The sequence below is a fragment of the Mycobacterium sp. SMC-16 genome, from assembly GCF_046250085.1.
Classification (GTDB): Bacteria; Actinomycetota; Actinomycetes; order Mycobacteriales; family Mycobacteriaceae; genus Mycobacterium; species Mycobacterium phocaicum.
Genome location: NZ_CP176427.1, coordinates 2,027,199 through 2,045,893, shown reverse-complemented (window position 1 = coordinate 2,045,893; position 18,695 = coordinate 2,027,199). Strand labels below are relative to the sequence as shown.

Here is an 18,695-nt window from a genome sequence, read left to right as displayed (position 1 = left end):
GTCCATCTTTCATATTTTGCAGCACAAATAGAGATGCGCTTAGTTAATTGCCGAACCTGCTAAGCGCAGCTAAGCGGCGCTAAACATGGCGTCGAAATGCGCCACAATCTGGCTCTTCATGATTGACGGTGTAGTTGGGGTCTGAATCCGCCGGTTTCGAGTAGGGATCGGGCGATGTAGTGGGTGAGGTTGCGAAAGCCCAGGGCGGAGCCACGGAGGTGTTCGAGACGGCCGTTGATCGCTTCGGTCGGTCCGTTGCTGGTGCCGGGCCGGTCGAAATAGGCCAGCACATCGACAGCCCGCTTGGTCAGTGTGCGTCCGAGGGTGATCAGCTCGGTCAGCGGTTTGGGAACGCCGGCGCTCAGCGTGTCGATCAGCGCCGCCATCATGGCTCGGCCTTTCGTGCGGTCGGGTTCGCGGTAGGCGGCCACGGCGCGTTGGTACATGTGCCAGGTCGCTTCGACCTCCACATGAATGTCGCCGGTGAACAAGGCTGCCAGCCGGGCTTTCTGGCGGTCGGTGAGCAGATCGACGCCGGTGTGCAGGGTGCGTCGGCAGGCATAGAGCGGGTCGGTCTTGCGGCCGCGGTGCCCACACGTGGCCACCTGGATACGGCGGCGGCAGTCGTCGAGAGCGTTGCCGGACAACCTCACCACGTGGAAGGGATCCATCACCGTGGCTGCCTCAGGAAGTTCTTCGGTGGTGGCGGTCTTGAACCCGGAGAAGCCGTCCATGGCAACAACTTCGACACCGTCGCGCCAGGGCTGGGGTCGCTCGGACAGCCAGTCGGCGAACGCCTTCTTGGAGCGGCCTTCGACCATGTCGAGCAGCCGGGCAGGGCCGGTCTGGTCGTGGACCGGGGTGAGGTCGATGATCACGGTGACGTACTTGTCGCCGCGACGGGTGTGCCGCCACACGTGCTCATCGACGCCGATCACCCGCACGCCGTTGAAGCGGGCCGGATCGGCGATCAGCACTCGCTGCCCTTCGGCCAGGACGGCGTTGTTGGCGGTGTTCCACGACACCGCCAGCGCTTCGGCGACGCGAGCCACGGTCAGGTGTTGGCAGACAATCGCTTTCAAGGCCCACTGCAACGCACGCCGGGACAGCTTGGCGCGTGGTTCGGCGGCGTTGCCGAGGTCTTGGCGCCACACATGGGCACAGCCGGCGCAGCGGTAGCGGCGGAGGGTGACCAGCAAGGTGGTGGGCCGCCACCCGAATGGTTCGTGGGCAAGCTCGCGTGTCACGCTGTCGCGGCTGACGCCTCGCTCGCCGCAGCGGCGGCACCACGAGTCGTCGTCGCTGACCCGGCATGCCAATACCGCACGATCGGGGTGCAGTTGCTGGCCGGTCACCTCCAACCCGAGGTCGTCGAGGCGGCAGAAAGTAGTCAGGTCAGCGCGGGCGAAGCCCGCCCGACCGGTAGCGTCAGGCACGTCGAGGTCTTTCGGATGAGGCGTGTAGGAACCTTCATCTTCGAGAGACCTCGACCCCTATCCCGGCAACGACGCGCCGATGACCTCTACACCCTCAACTGCGAAGAGCCCACAATCTCATCGCGCTTCCATACGCGACGACGGCCCAACTTGGCCGATTTGGGGAGTTGACCTAGCCGTTCCCAGTAGCGCACAGTGTCGATGCTCCGACCGCAGTAATCAGCGATACCGGCAGCATCAATAAATGGCTGATCTGACACTTTCTAACCCTGGCTTCCTCGGCACCATGAATAACCCGTGCCGTATAGGCGTTGCGCGGTTGCGCACTGGACACCGGGGTTACGTGAAGTTGCTGGGTTAGCTGTCGTTTCTAGCTGCTGTGGGCGTCCACTGGTGAGAAGCGTACCGAACATGTGTGCGACGGCGGCACACCGCGCTCATGTCGGCGCGTCGCCCTACTTGAGCACTGAGTCAATCGCGTCCCGCGTCCGGTCGTCTGAGTCCGGCCACAAGTGCGAATAGGTGTCCAGCGTCTCCGCCGCCGACGCATGGCCTAAGCGGGCCTGAACCGTCTTGACAGACTCCCCGTACCGGATAAGCAAGCTTGCGTAGTAGTGCCTCAAGGTATGCAGCCCGCTACGTGGCGGGAGCTTCGCAGCTCGCGCCCCCACGTTCCAGTGGTAGCTAAACGACGAACGAGGGATAGGCTTTCCGCGCCACGTGAACACCAGCCCATCGGGACCGGGGGGTCTGCTGCACGATCAGGTGACAGTTTCGGTCACGCGGCCTGACTGGCCGGTGTGGTCATGATTGCTTCGAATTCGATCGGGGTCAACCGCCCGAGGCCGGACTGGCGGCGGCGCCGGTGGTAGGTGCGCTCGATCCAGGTGACGATCGCGATGCGGAGTTGTTCTCGGGTGTCCCAGCGGCGGCGGTCGAGCACGTTCTTCTGCAGCAGGCTAAAGAAGCTCTCCATGGCGGCGTTGTCGCCGGCGGCTCCGACACGGCCCATAGAGCCGACCATCTCGTGTTGATTCAAGGCGTGTACGAATTTCCTTGACCGGAACTGAGATCCGCGATCCGAGTGCAGAATGCACCCCGCGACATCTCCGCGTCGGGCTACCGCGCTGTGTAGTGCCCGGATGGCCAGTTGTGACTTCATTCGGGAGTCGATGCTGTAGCCGACGATCCGGTTGGAGAACACGTCCTTAATCGCACAGAGGTAGAGCTTGCCCTCACCGGTGCGGTGCTCAGTGATGTCACTGAGCCACAACTGATTTGGCCCTTCAGCGGTGAAGTCACGCTCGACAAGATCGTCGTGCACCGGCGGCCCGACTTTGCCGTTCTTGCCGCGTTTCTTACCAAACACGCTCCACAGTCGATTCTGCGAGCAGATCCGCCATGCGGTGCGCTCGGCCATCGGCTCGCCGGCATCGCGCGCCTCCTCCACGAGGTAGCGGTAGCCGAACTCCGGATCGTCTGCGTGCGCGTCGAACAGCGCATTGGCGCGGTAGGCCTCGATGAGTTCGGCCTCGGTGATGGGGTCGGCCAGCCAGCGGTAATACGGTTGGCGGGAGAGCTTGAGTACCCGGCACGTCACCGCGACGGGGATCCCGTCGGCGGCGAGCTCTTTCACGAGCGGGTAGACCCTTTTCCCGGCAGATTGGCCTGCGATAAATACGCTGCGGCCCGACGCAGCACCTCGTTCTCTTGCTCTAGCAGTTTGATCCGCCGTCGGGCTTCGCGCAGCTCACCGGACTCGCTGGCGCTCTTGCCGGGCTTGGTGCCTTCGTCGATGTCGGCCTGACGGAGCCATTTCTGCAGCGTCATCGGGTGCACTCCGAAATCGGTGGCGATCTGCTCGATCGTTACACCGTCATCGCGGTTGCGAGCGACCCGGACGACGTCGTCGCGGAACTCGCGGGGGTAGGGCCTTGCCATGGGGACATCCTTCCAGCCCGCCCATGCTGGGCAAGCCAACTCAGATGTCACCTATTCGTGCAGCAGACCCGGGCGGAAACTGTTCCAAGTGCTCTTTTAGTGCCGCCACCACCACATCGGGCAGCGGAATAGTCCGGTAGCTCGCCCGCGTTTTCAGCGGCCCCAACGTCAGGGGGTTCGCTCGGACGAGTTGCTGGTCAACTTTCACGGTGCCACTACGGTCGCCGGGCTTCTCGGGCAGGTAAAGCCGATCTACGACCAGGCCGAAGCACTCCCCTTTCCGCATCCCGGTTCCAGCCGCGAACGTCGCCAACACTTGCAGCTCTACGGGCAACTTGCTCCGCACAATCTCGAATTGTTCAGTCGTCGGCGGCACAACCCGCTTGGGTTCCGCTTTCGGGAGCTTGGTGCCATCGCACGGATTAGACGCGATGCACTTGTCGCGCACCGCATCCTTGAAGATGCCGAACACGACGCCGTGGAGAACCCCCACGGTCGCAGGTGCCAGCTCAACCCCGGCAATCCATGCCTGTATCTCACTCGGGAGGATCGCAGATATCGGGCGGTCACCGAACACCGGATAGGTGTGGAGCCGTAAGCGGCTCTCGACGTGGTCCGCTGAGCTGTCCCGGTGAACCTGTCGCTTGCGCCACGCCTCCGCGTAGTCACGGAACGTGACCTGTCCCGCCGCCGGGTCGATGTAACTGCCGGTGTGCAAGTCGGAGTCAACTTGCCTTTTATGCGCATCTGCTTCGGCGCGCTTCGCGTATGACTTGGTGAGTTCCCTGCCCGTCTCATCGACCCACCGGCAACGCCACCTTCGGCCCTTGTCATGGAGCTTGGTACACACCATCGTGCCGGGCGTTTTGAAGTGGGTGCGGTCGGTGCACCACAACGCGCCGTCTGCGTTGTCGGCGGGGTAAAACACCTGCTCACCCTTACGGGGTACTCGGTGCCATTGATCTTCAACGCGTGCCCCTGGGGAACGACGCTTCACGCCCGGTGTGCTCACGAGACGGGATCGTAATCTGCCGTGCGTAGCCTCTGCGTAGCGGCAGGGCCCAGCGGCCTTATATTGCCTGTTAAACGGTGGCGGGCGGACGAGCTGGCCTGTAAGCCGGATTCTGTTCCCCGCCACCATCACTGGTGCCGGGGCGGCGACCATCCATCTGGGCACACCGTCGCCGGGTACCTCAAGCGGCCTACCCACAGGCTCGGGCGAGCAGCCCTTGGGCACCTGCGCAACCGCAACCAGGTTGCGGCCTTCTTGGCCTTGCTTCGGGTGGGGTTTACCTAGCCACTCCGGTCACCCGGAATGCTGGTGCGCTCTTACCGCACCGTTTCACCCTTACCGTCTTCGCACCAGGCTCAGACGGCGGTCTGTTTTCTGTGGCACTGTCCCGCGAGTCACCTCGGATTGCCGTTAGCAATCACCCTGCTCTGTGAAGTCCGGACTTTCCTCGAAACCTTCCGGTCCCGCGGCCGCCCGGCCAACTCGTCCGCGCGGACCACCATATCAGCTGGTCAGAGCGCCGCGACCAGCGAGTCCAGCACGACTACCGCGCCGTACGCCAGGAGCACCTGCTTGAGCCAGCGCGGCCCGTCCCGACGAGTGCGGACCGCGGCCAGGCCGAGCCCGAACACCACGATCACCGGCACCGTGATGGCCCAGGCCGACCACACCTTTTGCGGGCCGTACACCAGCAGCGCGGCGGCCGGCCCCAGCGACCAGTCGCCGGAGGTGGCCAGTGAGTTGCCCATGGCGTCGGTCAGGACCTGGACCGCCTCGACGCTGCCCCACAGCAGGCACAGACAGGCGGTCACCAACAGCATCGACTCCGCGACCAGTCGGATGTCGAGCCGGTGTTTGACCACCTGGTGCCCTCCGATCAGTGCGTGCGGCGCAGGACGATCAGATTGTCCCGCAAGACGGCGGCTTCGCCAGTAGGGCCGATCGCCTCGCGTTCCACAGTACCGACGTGCTGCGGCTGCCAGCCTTCGTCGGGCAGATCGAGCTCGGCGACGACCTCGTCGGCGGACTGAAAGCGGTGGTCATGGATGTGTTGGGAGGCCCAGTGCGGCGCCTCGCCATGGTCGACGATCAGTAGCGTGCCGCCGGGAGCGACGGCCGCTGCCGCCTGCTGCAGTATTTGCCGGCGCTCCAGATGGACCGTGGAATGCAGGAACTGCGCCGACACCAGATCGAAGCTGCCCGTCGGAAAACTGTGCGACAGGTCGTGGTGCTGGAAGTCGATGCGCCCGGCCACTCCCCTGGCCTCGGCCGCACTGCGCGCCCGGTCGAGGGCGTTGGTGGCGATGTCGACCGCCACCACCTCCCAGCCCTCGGTGGCCAGCCAGATCGCGTCGGCGCCCTCGCCGCACCCCAGATCCAGTGCGCGGCCCAGGGGCAGCTCGCCGGCGATCTTCGCGAAGTTGGCGTTGACCCGGCCGCTCCACATCTGCGGCTTCTCCGCGTACCGGCCTTCCCAGTGCTCTTGCGGCGTTTCAGTTGTGGACATCGGACTCCTCCTGCTGATCGAAGACGGGCCAGGGCATGACGGGTAGGCCGAACTGGTCGTGCAGCAGACTCTGCACGATCGCGGCGGCTGCGGCGGAACCGGCAGCGATCGCCGAAGCCACCTGAGGCATCTGTGCGCAGACGTCGCCCGCAGCGAAGACGCCGGGCACCGACGTGCGCTGCATCGGGTCGACCTTCACGGCGTCGACGACGGCCGGCCCGGGCGGGGCGATCCGCACACCGAGCTGAGTCGCCAGGTCGGTCCGCTGCCGTAGCGCGCTGGCCACCAGCACGCCCTCGCGCTTGAGTTCGTCGCCGTCGGCGAACACGATGGCTGCCAATGCACCGTCGCGCGAGGCGAATTCGACGATCTTGCGCTCATCGACCTGCACACCGGCGTCGGCCAGCGCGCGGTACTGGTCGTCGTCCAGTCCGGAGGGGCCGTTCGTGACGACGACGACGTCGTCGGTCCAGCCGCGCAGCATGAGCGCCATGTGCACGGCCCGGTCGCCGTCGGCCAGGACGGCCAGCGCCTGATCGCGCGCTTCCCAGCCGTGGCAGAACGGGCAGTGGAACACCGACCGTCCCCAATGGTCGTTCAGCCCCGGGATGTCGGGTGCCTCGTAGTGCATGCCGCCGGCCAGGAGTATCCGCTGGGCATGGTGCACAGATCCGTCGGCGAGTTCGAGCCGGAACGTGGGACCGTCGTGCGCCGTTGCGCCGGTCACCAGCCCGTCGACGACCTGGACCGACGGGTACTGGGCGAACTCGCGGCGGCCGTCGGCGTACAGGTCCGCAGGCGGTCGTCCGTCGTGGCCCAGCAGTCCCCCGATGCCGTGTGCCGCGCGATTGCTCTGCTCGCCGGCGTCGATCACGAGCGTTCGTCGTCGGGCGCGGCCGAGCACCAGTGCGGCGCTCAGCCCCGCCGCGCCGCCCCCGACGACGGCACATTCCCATTCGTTGTTCATGACACCGACCTTGCCGGGCGATGCCGAAAATGCCAAGCTGATTTGCCATGCAGGCAAACCCTGAGGACGACGACATCGAAGCGCGCGTCCGGCGAAGGCTGCGGGAACTGCGCACACAACGCGGCATGACGCTGGAAGACGTTGCACGCGCGGCCGATATCGACATCTCGACTTTGAGCCGACTGGAGTCGGGCAAGCGCCGGTTCGCGCTCGACCACCTGCCGCGGCTCGCCGCGGCGCTGTCGATCAGCACCGACGAACTCATGCGCGCACCCGAGGCCGAGGACCCGCGGGTCCGTGGGTCCTCACACACCCGCGGCGGCATCACCTACTGGCCGCTGACCCGCGGCGGGCCGGCCGGTGGTCTGCACACGTTCAAGATCCGCGTGAGCGCGCGGCGGCGCACGCCACCGGCCGAGCTGCCAGTGCACGACGGCCAGGAGTGGCTCTACGTGCTGTCGGGCAACCTTCGGCTACTGCTGGGCGAGCGCGACTTCACCATCAAACCCGGTGAGGCCGTGGAGTTCTCGACCTGGACGCCGCACTGGTTCGGCACCGTCGACGGCCCCGTGGAGGCGATCGCCATCTTCGGACCGCATGGCGAGAAGCTGCACGTGCGCAACTGAGCCCGTCGGGCCAGGCGCCCCGGCCGTCGAGCCTCTCTCCGACCAACCCTCGCCGGGAGTCGTCAACTTTCCTTGCCGGTCAAGGAAAGTTGACGACTCCAGATCGACTGTGTCACAGGAGAACCGATGAGCCCGAGCGCCCCGCTAGTTCGCCGGATATGCCGGGGCCAGGAAGACGCTGCGCAGGATCCAGGGGAACCAGGTGAGGCCGTGCTCCAGCTCGTCGCTGCCGTGGTAGTCGGGGCTCGGGTCGAAGCCGTTGTTGTCCGGCCGGCATCAGATGGGCCTACAGATAGGCGGTCTGATTGACCAACCGGACGGCGGAACCGCCGTCGCCGAAGAACTCGGCGATGCTCAGTGACGCCAGATCCAGGTGCAGCCGGTACAGGATGCCGGGCCCGGCATCGAGCGCCTGCCGCAGGATCGTCTTGATCGGCGTGACATGCGAGACCACGAGCACCGTCGTCGCGCCGTGCTCGGCGATGATCCGGTTGCGGGCGCGGCGAATCCGGTGCGTCACCGTATCGAAGCTCTCCCCGTCCGGCGGTGCGACGCTGGTGTCCCCCAGCCAGCTGCGGTGCAACTCCGGATCCCGTTCGGCCGCTTCGCGAAAGGTCAGGCCTTCCCAAGCGCCGAAGTCGGTTTCGATCAGGTCGTCGTCCACGGTCACATCGAGGCCGAGCGCATTGGCCGCGGCCTTCGCGGTGTCCAGCGCCCGCTGCAGCGGCGAACTGATCACCGCCGAGATGCCTTCGATGCCAGCGATATACGCCGCCGCCGCGGCGGCCTGCTCGCGACCCAATTCTGTCAAGGGCGGATTACCGCGGCCCGAGTAGCGCCGGTGCACCGACAGTTCGGTCTGCCCGTGTCGCAACAGCAGGAATCGGGTCGGCGCGCCCACGGCGCCGGTCCACCCGGGTGGGGACGGCTGTGCCGCAGCGGCTTTCGACTCGGCTACCGCAGCTGGAGAAACCGCCGGTGCCGCCGCAGCGTCCATCGCCTCGTTGGCCAACCGGTCGGCGTGCGCGTTCTGCGCCCGCGGAATCCAGGTGTAGGTCACGTGCCCGAAGCGCCGCGCCAACGCCGTCGCCTCGCGGTTCAGCGGAAGCAGGTCCGGGTGCTTGACCTGCCAGCGGCCCGACATCTGCTCGACCACCAGTTTGGAATCCATCGACACCGCAACGTCATCGGCGTCCAACGCGGCCGCGGCCTCCAGACCGGCGATCAGCCCCCGGTATTCGGCGACGTTGTTGGTCGCCACGCCGATGGAGGCACTACTTTCTGCCAGCACCTCGGCCCGGTCGGCCGAAAACACCACGGCGCCATAGCCCGCGGGTCCCGGATTGCCGCGCGACCCGCCGTCGGCCTCGACCAGAACTCTCACAGACCGGTTTCTCCCGCACGGAAGTCCTTGACCCGCACCAGAATCGCGCCGCACTCGGGGCAACGCAGCACGTCGTCGGGAGCGGCGGCCGAAACCCGGGACAGCTCACCACGATCCAGGTCGATGCGGCAGGCGCCGCAGCGGCTGCCCTGCAGCAGCCCCGCACCGGGGCCGCCCAGCTTGCGCTGTTTCTCGTACATCTCGGCCAGTTCCGGGGCCACCGAGTCCAGCAGCGCCTTGCGCCGGTCGGCCGCCACCTTGCGCGACTCGTCGATGGACACCAGCGCCTGGTCGCGCTCGACCTGCGCCGAGGTCAGATCACCCTGGAGCGCATCGATCAGGGCGAGCTCCTCGTTCTGCTCACCCTGCAGTTCTTCGCGGCGTTCCATGATCTCCAGCTGCTGCTCCTCCAACGCGGCCTGCCGGCGCTGCAGCGTCTCCAGCTCGTGCTGCAGTTCGGCCACCTGCTTGGCGCCGACCGAACCGCTGTCCATCAGCTGCTGGTCACGGGTCTCCCGCTGGCGCACCGCATCGATCTCGGACTCGAACTTGGCGATCTGCGCGTCCAAATCCTCGACGGCGATGCTCAGCGCCGCCAGCCGATCGTTGGCCTCGCGGTGCTCGGCCTGTACCGCGTCGAAGCGCTGTTGCTCGACCAGGTGCGTCGACCGGTGCGTCAGGCGGGTCAGCGCGGCGTCCACTTCGGCCACCTCGAGCAACAAACGTTGTTGCGACACTTCAGCTTTCATGTTCACGTCTCTCAGCAGGTTATCTCGACGTTCCAGGGGTCGGTGCGGATCTGGCTGACCCGCACCGGCAACGCATCACCGAATTGTGCACGCAAGACCCCGGCGGCCTGCTCGCACCACGGAAATTCACTCGCCCAATGCGCCACATCGACCAGCGCCACGTCCGACACCCGCCGGTGTTCGTCGGCCGGATGGTGGCGCAGATCAGAGGTCACGTAAACGTCGACGCCCGAGCGGGTCACCGCGCCCAGCAGCGAGTCGCCGGCGCCGCCACAGACCGCGACCCGCGACACCATGGCGTCCGGATCACCCGACGCGCGCACCCCCCACGACGTCGCGGGCAGCCCGCGCGCGACACGGGAAGCGAAGGCCGACAACGGTTCCGGCTCCGGCAACGAGCAGACACGCCCGATGCCCACGTCCGACGGCAGCGGCGCCAGGGCGAGCACATCGAACGCCGGTTCCTCGTAGGGGTGCGCGGCGCGCATCGCCGACAGGACCGCCCAACGCAGCCGGGCCGGCGCGATCACCTCGACACGGTCTTCCGGCACGAGTTCAACTGCACCGATGCTCCCGATGGCCGGCGTCGCACCCTCGTGTGGCAGGAACTGCCCGACGCCCGCCGTGGTCCAGCTGCAGTGCGAGTAGTCGCCGATCTGGCCGCCACCGGCGGCGAACATCGCGTCCCGGACCGCATCGGCATTTTCGTGCGGCACGAAGACGACCCATTTGTCCAGGTCAGCGCGCCCCTCCTCGGGCTCGAGCACCCCGTCGACCTGCAGCCCCAGCGCCTCGGCCAGCGCGTCGGATACCCCGGGCGCGGCCGCGTCGGCATTGGTGTGCGCGCTGAACAGTGCCGCGCCGCGGCGGATCAGTGAGTGGATCAGCGCACCCTTGCCGGTGTCGGCGGCCACGGTGTCCACGCCGCGCAGCAGCAGTGGGTGATGCGCGAGCAGGAGCCCGCCGTCGGGCACCGACGCCGCCACGGCCGCGGTCGCGTCGACCGCGACGGTCACCGACTCGACCATCTCGGACGGGTCGCCACACACCAGGCCCACCGAGTCCCAGCTGTGCGCCAGGGCCGGCGGATATGCACGGTCCAGCGCGGCGATGATGTCGCGCAACGGCACACTCACCAGAGCACCTCCTGTAGGGCCTCGACCAGGACCGGCCATTCCGGCCGGACCGCCGCGCGCAGGTAGCCGCCCGGCAGCCCGACGAACGTGTCGCAGCGGCGCACCGCAATCCCCTTCTCCGCCAGGTACTTCCGGGCCAGCTCGGCGTCTGGCACCGAGAACAGGACAAAGGGGGCGACGCCGTCGGCAACCGGAAAACCGGCGGCCGTCAGACCCGCCGCCATCTCGGCCCGCAGGTCGGCTAGCCGGCGCGCACCCGATTCGGCCTCCGCGACGGCGGCCGGCGCACTGCACGCCGTCAGCGCCTCGAGTTGCAGCGTGCCCAGCGGCCAGTGCGGGCGGCGCGACGTCAGCCGTGCCAGCACCTCGGGCGCGCCCAGCGCGTAGCCGACCCGCAGCCCGGCCAGCGACCACGTCTTGGTCAGGCTCCGCAACACCACGACGTCGGGCAGCGACTCCCCGGCCAACGACTCCGGTTCGCCGGGCACCGCATCGGCAAAAGCCTCGTCGACGACGACGATGCGCCCGGGCGCCCGCAGCGCCAGAATCTCGTCGCGGCGGTGCAGGACGCCCGTCGGATTGGTGGGGTTGCCCACAACCACGAGGTCCGCTTCGGCCGGCACCGCCGCCCCGGACAGCCGGAACGGCGCGTCCAGGACCACGTGCGCGACGGGCACCCCGGCGGCGTCGAACACGGCCTCGGGCTCGGTGAACGACGGCGCGATCAGCGCCGCCAGACGGGGTCGCAGCTGCGGCAGCAGTGCGAATCCCTCGGCGCCACCCGCCAGGAGGGCCACTTCATGCAGGTCACGGCCGTGCCGGGCCGCCACCGCCGCGCGGGCCGCGGTGACGTCGGCGGAGGTCGGGTAGCTGCCCAGATCAGCCAGCCGGGCCGCGAGCCGGTCGGCGAGCCATTGTGGCGGGCCGGCGCCGCGGACGTTCACCGCGAAGTCGAGCATGCCGGGCGCCACCGCCTGATCGCCGTGATAGCGCGCCCCGAGTTCCACAGGTAGACCCTAGTTCAGAGGTGCCGGAAGCCGAGAAGGACCAAATGGTCGCTCGCATGACCCGCAGAGCAGCCACTTGGTCCTTCTCGCGCAGAAACGATGCGCGCGGTGCGGGCGCCCAGATACATCAGGGACAATGACACCGTGACCCCGCAGTTGGTGCTATTCGACCTCGACGGGACGCTGACCGATTCTGCCGAGGGCATCGTCGCCAGCTTCCGTCACGCGCTCGCCGCCGTCGGCGCAGACGTACCTGACGGTGACCTGGTGACGCGCCTCGCCGGCCCGCCCATGCACGTGACGCTGGGCTCGCTGGGCCTGGGCGACCGTGTCGACGAGGCCATCGCCGCCTACCGCGCCGACTACACCACCCGCGGCTGGTCCATGAACCGCATGTTCGACGGTATCGAGGACCTGCTGGCCGACCTGCGGGCCGCCGGAGTGCGCCTGGCCGTCGCGACGTCGAAGGCCGAACCGACCGCCCGGCGCATCGTCGAGCACTTCGGCATCGACGAGCACTTCGAGGTCGTGGCCGGCGCCAGCGTCGACGGCACCCGGTCCGCCAAGGCCGACGTCGTCGCGCATGCCCTCGCCCAGCTGGCCCCGGTACCCGAACAGGTGTTGATGGTCGGCGACCGGTCGCACGACGTGCACGGTGCCGCGCACCACGGCATCGACACCGTCGTCGTCGACTGGGGTTACGGCGCAAGCGATTTCACTGACGACTCGACGGTCCGGCGGGTCGCCACCGTCGACGAGCTACGGGAGGTGCTGGGTGTCTGACCGCGTGCACGTGACCTTCATCTGTTCGGGCAACATCTGCCGGTCGCCGATGGCCGAGAAGATGTTCGCCCATCAGATCAGCGAGCGCGGGCTGGCCGACGTCGTCCGCGTGACCAGCGCCGGCACTGGCGGCTGGCACGCGGGTGACCCCGCCGACAGCCGTGCCGAGCGGGTACTGCGCGCGCACGGCTATCCCACCGCGCACGCTGCGGCCGCCATCGACGCCGAGCATCTCGCCGCCGACATGGTCGTCGCCATGGGCCGCAACCACACCCGCATCCTGAGCGACCTCGGCGCCGACCCGGACCGGGTCCGGATGATGCGCTCGTTCGACCCCCGTTCGGGCGCCCACGCGCTCGACGTCGAAGACCCGTACTACGGCGGCATCGATGATTTCGAGGAGACCTTCGCGGTGATCGAGGCCTCGCTGCCGGGCCTGCACGACTGGGTCGACAAGCAACTGGCGGAGCGAGGCGACTGATGCGCCGGCTCGGGTTCCTCTTCCGGCCGCAGTGGCTGGCCCTGTTCGTCGTGGTGATCGCGTTCGCCTACCTGTGCTTCACGGTGCTCGCGCCGTGGCAGCTGGGCAAGAACACCCGCACCTCACGGGAGAACAACCAGATCGCGTCGTCGCTGAACACCGAACCCGTGCCCCTGATTTCCGTGCTGCCGCACCAGGATTCGTCGGCCCCCGACGCGCAGTGGCGGCGGCTGACGGCGACGGGCCACTACCGCCCCGAGGCGCAGGTGCTGGTCCGGCTGCGGACCGATGACGGCGACCCGTCGTACGAGGTGCTCACCCCGTTCGCGGTCGACGGTGGCCCGACGGTGCTGGTGAACCGCGGCTACGTGAAGCAGGGCGACGGGCCGGGCGTGCCGCCGTTCGCCGCGCCGCCGACAGGGACGGTCACGATCACCGGGCGGCTACGCGACGCCGAGCCGATCATGTCGGGCAAGGAACCGTTCAAGCAGGACGGCATCCAGCAGGTGTACTCGATCGCCCCGACGCAGATTTCGCAGCTGACCAAGGTGCCGCTGACGACGGAATACCTGCAGCTCGTCGAGGGCCAGCCAGGCGGTCTCGGGGTCATCGCGCTCCCGCACCTGGATGCCGGCCCGTTCCTGTCGTACGGCATCCAGTGGATCGCGTTCGGCATCGTCGCACCCATCGGGCTGGGCTACTTCGTGATGGCCGAAATCCGGCAGCGCCGGCTGGAGAAGGCCCAATCCGGCTCGGCCACCGACACTTCCGGCGGGCCCGACCCCGAGGAACCGGCCACGCCACTCACCGCCGAGGAGAAGACCGAGCAGAAGCTCGCCGACCGCTACGGCCGGCGCCGCTGAGCCCGACGGCCACGACCGTCGCCAGCGCCTGTACCCGGCGGGTCAGCCGTACCGCGTGACGCAGATCGGCGGGCACCGGCGCGGGCCCGGCACCCAGCGTCGGCCGCATCTCCAGCCGGTGCGCGTACTGCGTCGCTCCCCCGAGCCGCACGCCCAGTGCGCCGGCGAAGGACGCTTCCGCCACCCCGGCATTGGGGCTCGGGTGCTTGTGCGCGTCGGCGCGCCACGCCCGCCACGCCGCGGCGGGCCGGCGCGACGCCGCCATGACGCACAGCCCCGTCACGCGGGCCGGGAGGTAGTTGAGGACATCGTCCAATCGGGCTGCCGCCCAACCGAATCGGGTGTAGCGCGGGTTGAGGTGACCGATCATGGCATCGAGGGTGTTGGCGCCGCGGTACACCAGCAGGCCCGGCACCCCGGCGACCGCACCCCACAGGATAGGTGCCACCTGCGCGTCGGAGGTGTTCTCCGCGACCGACTCCAGCGCGGCCCGGGCCAGCCCGTCGGCGTCGAGCGCCGACGGATCACGCCCGCACAGAGACGGCAGTAGCTCGCGCGCCGCAGCCACGTCACCGCGCTCGAGCCGCGCCGCCATGTCGGCGCCGGTCCGGGCCAGCGACGTCCCGCCCAGCACGGTGTAGGTCGCCGCGGCGGTCACCAGCGTCTTCGCCACCGGACCCCGCGCGACGCGTTCCAGGCCCAGACCCAGTGCGCCCAGCCCGACCAGCAGCGCCGCGGTGTGACCGGCCCCCGCCAGTCGGTTGTCGCTGTATGTACGCCGTTCCAGGGCGGCGGCCGTCGTCCCGAACAGCGCTACCGGATGGCCGCGGCGGGGGTCGGCCCAGCACACGTCGGCCAGGTAGCCGAGCACCAGACCGGCCGCCCGCGGGGCGCTTCTGTCAAACACGCCGGGCAGCGTCTCACAGGGTGTTTACTCGGCACCATGCGGCTCGGTCCACCTCGGCATCCGAAGCGGGTTGTCGACCTCATCAACCCCGCGGCGGCACTGGCGCCGGCGGCCAACGTCATCATGCAACTGGCCCTGCCCGGCGTGGGTTACGGCGTGCTGGAGAGTCCCGTCGACAGCGGCAACGTCTACAAGCACCCGTTCAAACGCGCCCGCACCACCGGCACCTATCTCGCGGCCGCGGTGTACGGCACCGACGACGACCGCGCGCTGATCCGCCGCGAAGTCGACCGGGTGCACGCGCTGGTGCGGTCGACGGCGTCGAGCCCCGTGAAATACACCGCGTTCGATCCGAAGCTGCAGCTGTGGGTGGCGTCGTGCCTCTACCGCTATTACATCGACCAGCACGAGTTCCTCTACGGCCCGCTGAGCCCCGCGGCCGCGGACGCCATCTATCAGGACGCCCGCACCCTCGGCACCACGCTGCAGGTGCGCGAGGGCATGTGGCCGGCCGACCGCGTCGCCTTCGACGAGTACTGGAAACGCACGCTCGACGAGCTGCAGATCGACGAGCCCGTCCGCCAACACCTGCACGGCGTGGCGGCCCTGGCGTTCCTGCCCACCCCACTGCGGCAGCTGGCCGGTCCCTTCAACCTGTTCGCGACGACGGGCTTCCTGCCCGCCGAGTTCCGCACCCACATGAAGCTGGCGTGGACACCCACCCAGCAGCGCTGGTTCGACCGGCTGCTGACGGCGGTGCGGCTGGCCGACCGGGTGATCCCGCGCGACGTCTGGCTGCTGGGCTACCAGCTGTACCTGTGGGACATGCGGTCGCGCGCCCGGCGCGGAAAACCAGTGGTATGAAACAACATTCACGATCAGGAGGCATCTCATGGCATTTGCGGCCCTTAACCATGTCGCGGTCACCGTCAGCGACATGGCGGTCAGCGGCCGCTGGTACCGCAACCTGATCGGCGAGGACCCGGTGCTCGACGAACACACCGACGCCGGCTACCGGCATCTGGTGTGGGCACTGCCCGGCGGCACTCTGTTCGGCATCCACCAGCATGACCGCGACATCGAACCGGGCCAGTTCAGCGAGTTCCGGGCCGGCCTCGACCACGTCGGCTTCGGCTGCGCCTCCCGGGCCGAGCTCGTCGACTGGGCCGCCAAACTCGAGGCGCTGGGCATCACCCATGGCGGCGTCGTCGACGCGCCCTACGGCTCCGGTCTGAGCTTCCGCGACCCCGACGGCATCGCCTTGGAGTTCTTCGCGCCGCCGGAATGAGCGTCAGCGGTGCCCGCCGCCACACGCCCCGTTCACGGCCGGCCGCACCATCGCGAACGTGGCCTGGAGGGCGCCGTTGCCGTCCTTGGTGCCGCGCGCGCCCAGACACATCCCGGCGGCGATCGCCTTCGCGTCGGCAGCGGCGCTCTTGGTGTAGCGGGTATCGGGTGTCACCGTCACGGTGATCTGCGCGTTGTCGGCGTCGGTGACCATGATCGTGCTGCCGTTCACCGAGGCAACCGTGCCGTTGATGCCGTGTTCGCGCTTTCCGCCCTTCTGACCGCATTGCGCGTTGCCCGGTTGGCCGACGAGGACGTTGGCGGCCGTCACCGCGTTCCCGGTGTCGTTGCCCTTGACCGGGCGGACCGCGACGCACTCGCCGGCCGTGACGTCGGTCAGCTGGCCGGCGGCGAGCTGGGTGATGCGCGTCGAGGACGTGATGTCCACGGTCCCCGGCCCGTCTTTCCCGGTGATCGATACCGTGCCGCCTGAAACCGAGTTGACCAGCCCGGACAGCCGGTCTTTACCGCCCGGACCGCCGGGAGCCGCAGGTGCCGGGCTCGCGGACGACGGCGCTGAACTGGCGGCGGCACTGGAACCGGCCGACGGTGTGTTCGATGATCCGCAGGCCGCCAGGGACAGCGCGGCGAATCCGGCGAGAGTGACGACGCCGTAGCGCCGGGTACGGGATGTAGTGGACATGAGCCCACAGTGAACGGCCCAGCCATGAATCAGCCCAGATCTTGATATGAAGACGCTGGGCGCCGCGGTCAGCTGAGGAATTCGTCCAGCGCCGCGAGCGTCTCGTCGGGGCGCTCTTCCGCCAGGAAGTGGCCGGCGTCGATGCCGTGACCCCCAACGTCGCCGGCGTACTGCCGCCACACCTCGAGCGGCTCATACAGCCGCCCGACGACGCCACGCGTGCCCCACAGGATCAGCAACGGGCACTCGACCTTTCGGCCGCCGTCGGCGGCGTCGTGCACCAGATCGATGCTCGCCGCGGCGCGGTAGTCCTCGCACATGGCATGGATGGCCTCGGGCGTGGCGAAGCAGCGCTCGTACTCGGCCATGGCCGCGGGGTCGTAACAGTCCGTGCCGCCGAAGGCGCCGAGAAACGCCTTGAGCAACAGTGCGGCGCTCGGCTCCATCATGAGTTCGGGCAGCGGCGCGGGCTGGATGAAGAAGAACCAGTGGAAGTAGGCGGTGGCCAGAGCCTGATCTGTGTGGTCGTAGACGTACTTGGTGGGCACGATGTCGAGCAGCGCGGCCCGGGTGACAGTCTCGGGGTGGTCGAGCAGCATCCGGTGTGTCACGCGTGCGCCACGGTCATGAGCCACCACGCTGAAGACGTTGTGGCCCAACTGGTCCATGAACGCGACCTGATCGGCGGCCATCGTCCGGAAGCTGTAGTCGGCATGGTCACCGCCGCCGGGCGGTTTCGAGCTGTCGCCGTAGCCGCGCAGATCCGTCGCGACGACGGTGAACCGCTCGGCCAGCCGGGGTGCGAGGTGGTGCCACATGACGTGGGATTGCGGTGCGCCGTGGAGCAGCAGCAGCGGCGGGCCCGAGCCGCCGATGACGGCCTGAATCTCGACACCGTTGACCGCCAGCCGCTCGTCGGTGAACCCCGGGAAGAGGCCCATCAGTCGAAGACGTCCGGCTGGCCGGCGACGACCTGCTCCCACAGCGGCCGGAACTGGAACCAGGCGACCAGGTCGCTGCCGATCTGGCTGTGCACCAGTTTGGCGGTGTCGTGGTCGATGACGGTGGGCCTGCCCGCAGCCATCGCGAGCAGTTGCGCCTGGCACGACCGCTCCATCGTGACGAACCACCACGCGGCCGCCGAGACCGACGTGCCGACGGTGATCAGGCCGTGGTTACGCAGGATCGCCGCCTTGTTGTCACCGATCGCGGCGGCGATGTTCTTGCCTTCCTCTTCGGCGAGGACCACGCCGCGGTAGTCGAGGTACAGACCGTGGTCTTCGTAGAAGGGGCAGGCATCCTGGGTGAGCGGCTCGAGCGGGATGCCGAGCGCCGAGAACGCCTTGCCGTACAGCGAGTGGGTATGCGCCGCGGCGACGGCGTCGGGCCGGGCGTTGTGCACCTGCGCGTGGATCGTGAACGCGGCCGCGTTGACCGGCCGCGTGCCGTGCACGACGCGGCCCTGGTGGTCGACGCAGATGAGGTCACTGACGCGAATCTGGTTGAAGCTCATGCCGAACGGGTTGACCCAGAACAGCTCCGGGTGCTCCGGATCGCGGGCGGTCATGTGCCCGGCGACACCTTCGGAGAACCCGAACTTGCCGAACACCCGGAACGCGACCGCGAGATCGCGCTTGCGCTGCTCGCGCTCCTCCTCGACCGACAGGCCCGTGGGCGGAAGAGGTAGATCGCAGGGATCGGGCAAGGGACCGAGCGCCCGTTCCAGCAGTTGCCGCATCTCGTCGCTGATCGTGCTCACATCCATCGCCAGGCCCTTCCGACGCCGATACCGAGCAAGCATCACACGTCAGGTCGCTCGGCGGAAGGCGGGATTTGCTGACTACCGGGCAGTGAACTCGATCGGTAGGGCCGCCGGGCCACACCTGCGGCAACAACCCGTCCGCTA

At 68.3% G+C, this 18,695-nt stretch carries 21 protein-coding genes and 1 other RNA gene; 6 read left to right on the top strand and 16 right to left on the bottom strand.

What is annotated here, in order from left to right:
- Positions 1 to 116: 116 nt before the first annotated feature.
- From ACJEIK_RS09870 to ACJEIK_RS09835, 8 genes are all read right to left on the bottom strand, one after another.
- Complete coding sequence (locus tag ACJEIK_RS09870) at positions 117 to 1,436, bottom strand: ISL3 family transposase (protein WP_073698465.1); 1,320 nt, start codon at positions 1,434 to 1,436, stop codon at positions 117 to 119.
- A gap of 455 nt (positions 1,437 to 1,891) precedes the next feature.
- Positions 1,892 to 2,164 carry a tyrosine-type recombinase/integrase gene (locus ACJEIK_RS09865; protein ID WP_409431419.1) on the bottom strand — a complete coding sequence of 91 codons (273 nt, stop codon included), beginning with the start codon at positions 2,162 to 2,164 and terminating at the stop codon, positions 1,892 to 1,894.
- Positions 2,165 to 2,214: 50 nt separating this feature from the next.
- Positions 2,215 to 3,377 (bottom strand): IS3 family transposase gene (locus ACJEIK_RS09860; RefSeq protein ID WP_099156389.1). Its coding sequence is split into 2 segments (ribosomal slippage): positions 2,215 to 3,090 and positions 3,093 to 3,377, totalling 1,161 coding nucleotides; the frame shifts between segments, so codons are not numbered across the junction.
- 40 nt (positions 3,378 to 3,417) lie between these two features.
- Positions 3,418 to 4,305 carry a tyrosine recombinase XerC gene (gene xerC / locus ACJEIK_RS09855; RefSeq protein ID WP_409431418.1) on the bottom strand — a complete coding sequence of 296 codons (888 nt, stop codon included), beginning with the start codon at positions 4,303 to 4,305 and terminating at the stop codon, positions 3,418 to 3,420.
- A 169-nt stretch (positions 4,306 to 4,474) separates the two neighbouring features.
- Positions 4,475 to 4,875, bottom strand: an RNA gene (gene rnpB / locus ACJEIK_RS09850) — RNase P RNA component class A.
- 26 nt (positions 4,876 to 4,901) lie between these two features.
- Entirely contained in the window at positions 4,902 to 5,252 is a 351-nt protein-coding gene (locus tag ACJEIK_RS09845) for a hypothetical protein (RefSeq protein WP_073698190.1), read from the bottom strand.
- Positions 5,253 to 5,266: 14 nt separating this feature from the next.
- Positions 5,267 to 5,896 (bottom strand): class I SAM-dependent methyltransferase, encoded by a 630-nt coding sequence (locus ACJEIK_RS09840; RefSeq protein WP_409431417.1) that lies wholly within the window; start codon positions 5,894 to 5,896, stop codon positions 5,267 to 5,269.
- On the bottom strand, positions 5,883 to 6,863 hold the full coding sequence (locus tag ACJEIK_RS09835; RefSeq protein ID WP_073698198.1) for an NAD(P)/FAD-dependent oxidoreductase: 981 nt from the start codon (positions 6,861 to 6,863) through the stop codon (positions 5,883 to 5,885). The genes ACJEIK_RS09840 and ACJEIK_RS09835 overlap by 14 nt, the downstream gene beginning before the upstream one ends.
- Positions 6,864 to 6,910: 47 nt before the next feature.
- Between ACJEIK_RS09835 and ACJEIK_RS09830 the strand changes: the two genes are divergently transcribed.
- Positions 6,911 to 7,489 carry a helix-turn-helix domain-containing protein gene (locus ACJEIK_RS09830; protein WP_020104419.1) on the top strand — a complete coding sequence of 193 codons (579 nt, stop codon included), beginning with the start codon at positions 6,911 to 6,913 and terminating at the stop codon, positions 7,487 to 7,489.
- Between the two features lie 286 nt (positions 7,490 to 7,775).
- Here the strand turns inward: ACJEIK_RS09830 and ACJEIK_RS09825 are convergent, their stop codons facing one another.
- From ACJEIK_RS09825 to cobC, 4 genes are read right to left on the bottom strand one after another with little or no spacing between them, the layout of a single operon-like run.
- Entirely contained in the window at positions 7,776 to 8,873 is a 1,098-nt protein-coding gene (locus ACJEIK_RS09825) for a bifunctional RNase H/acid phosphatase (protein WP_409431416.1), read from the bottom strand.
- A complete protein-coding gene (locus tag ACJEIK_RS09820) occupies positions 8,870 to 9,622 on the bottom strand; it encodes a zinc ribbon domain-containing protein (RefSeq protein ID WP_073698200.1) in 753 nt (250 codons plus the stop codon). The genes ACJEIK_RS09825 and ACJEIK_RS09820 overlap by 4 nt, the downstream gene beginning before the upstream one ends.
- 11 nt (positions 9,623 to 9,633) lie before the next feature.
- A complete protein-coding gene (locus tag ACJEIK_RS09815) occupies positions 9,634 to 10,758 on the bottom strand; it encodes a Nif3-like dinuclear metal center hexameric protein (protein WP_174557734.1) in 1,125 nt (374 codons plus the stop codon).
- Positions 10,755 to 11,717 carry an Rv2231c family pyridoxal phosphate-dependent protein CobC gene (cobC, locus tag ACJEIK_RS09810; protein ID WP_409431677.1) on the bottom strand — a complete coding sequence of 321 codons (963 nt, stop codon included), beginning with the start codon at positions 11,715 to 11,717 and terminating at the stop codon, positions 10,755 to 10,757. Before cobC ends, ACJEIK_RS09815 begins: the two co-directional genes overlap by 4 nt.
- Positions 11,718 to 11,864: 147 nt before the next feature.
- Between cobC and ACJEIK_RS09805 the strand changes: the two genes are divergently transcribed.
- The 3 genes from ACJEIK_RS09805 to ACJEIK_RS09795 are packed head-to-tail and all read left to right on the top strand — an operon-like array spanning position 11,865 to position 13,892.
- Positions 11,865 to 12,548: an HAD-IA family hydrolase gene (locus ACJEIK_RS09805; protein ID WP_409431415.1), complete on the top strand. Its 684-nt coding sequence runs from the start codon at positions 11,865 to 11,867 to the stop codon at positions 12,546 to 12,548.
- Entirely contained in the window at positions 12,541 to 13,029 is a 489-nt protein-coding gene (locus ACJEIK_RS09800) for a low molecular weight protein-tyrosine-phosphatase (protein ID WP_409431414.1), read from the top strand. The genes ACJEIK_RS09805 and ACJEIK_RS09800 overlap by 8 nt, the downstream gene beginning before the upstream one ends.
- Positions 13,029 to 13,892 carry an SURF1 family protein gene (locus tag ACJEIK_RS09795; RefSeq protein ID WP_409431413.1) on the top strand — a complete coding sequence of 288 codons (864 nt, stop codon included), beginning with the start codon at positions 13,029 to 13,031 and terminating at the stop codon, positions 13,890 to 13,892. The genes ACJEIK_RS09800 and ACJEIK_RS09795 overlap by 1 nt, the downstream gene beginning before the upstream one ends.
- Here ACJEIK_RS09795 and ACJEIK_RS09790 read toward each other — a convergent pair.
- Entirely contained in the window at positions 13,834 to 14,799 is a 966-nt protein-coding gene (locus ACJEIK_RS09790; RefSeq protein WP_409431412.1) for a cobalamin biosynthesis protein, read from the bottom strand. The two genes, ACJEIK_RS09795 and ACJEIK_RS09790, sit on opposite strands and share 59 nt — an antisense overlap.
- A gap of 36 nt (positions 14,800 to 14,835) precedes the next feature.
- On the opposite strand from ACJEIK_RS09790, the gene ACJEIK_RS09785 reads away from it, so the two are divergent.
- Positions 14,836 to 15,663, top strand: coding sequence for an oxygenase MpaB family protein (locus ACJEIK_RS09785; RefSeq protein ID WP_064859965.1), 828 nt, complete (start codon positions 14,836 to 14,838; stop codon positions 15,661 to 15,663).
- 28 nt (positions 15,664 to 15,691) lie between these two features.
- Positions 15,692 to 16,087 (top strand): VOC family protein, encoded by a 396-nt coding sequence (locus tag ACJEIK_RS09780; protein ID WP_406802211.1) that lies wholly within the window; start codon positions 15,692 to 15,694, stop codon positions 16,085 to 16,087.
- Between the two features lie 3 nt (positions 16,088 to 16,090).
- Here ACJEIK_RS09780 and ACJEIK_RS09775 read toward each other — a convergent pair whose 3' ends face one another.
- The 3 genes from ACJEIK_RS09775 to ACJEIK_RS09765 all read right to left on the bottom strand — a co-directional run bounded on the left by ACJEIK_RS09775 (position 16,091) and on the right by ACJEIK_RS09765 (position 18,527).
- On the bottom strand, positions 16,091 to 16,789 hold the full coding sequence (locus ACJEIK_RS09775) for a DUF5666 domain-containing protein (RefSeq protein ID WP_406802210.1): 699 nt from the start codon (positions 16,787 to 16,789) through the stop codon (positions 16,091 to 16,093).
- 68 nt (positions 16,790 to 16,857) lie between these two features.
- Complete coding sequence (locus ACJEIK_RS09770; protein ID WP_406802209.1) at positions 16,858 to 17,730, bottom strand: alpha/beta fold hydrolase; 873 nt, start codon at positions 17,728 to 17,730, stop codon at positions 16,858 to 16,860.
- Positions 17,730 to 18,527: a class II aldolase/adducin family protein gene (locus ACJEIK_RS09765; protein ID WP_406802247.1), complete on the bottom strand. Its 798-nt coding sequence runs from the start codon at positions 18,525 to 18,527 to the stop codon at positions 17,730 to 17,732. Before ACJEIK_RS09765 ends, ACJEIK_RS09770 begins: the two co-directional genes overlap by 1 nt.
- Positions 18,528 to 18,695 lie beyond the last annotated feature (168 nt).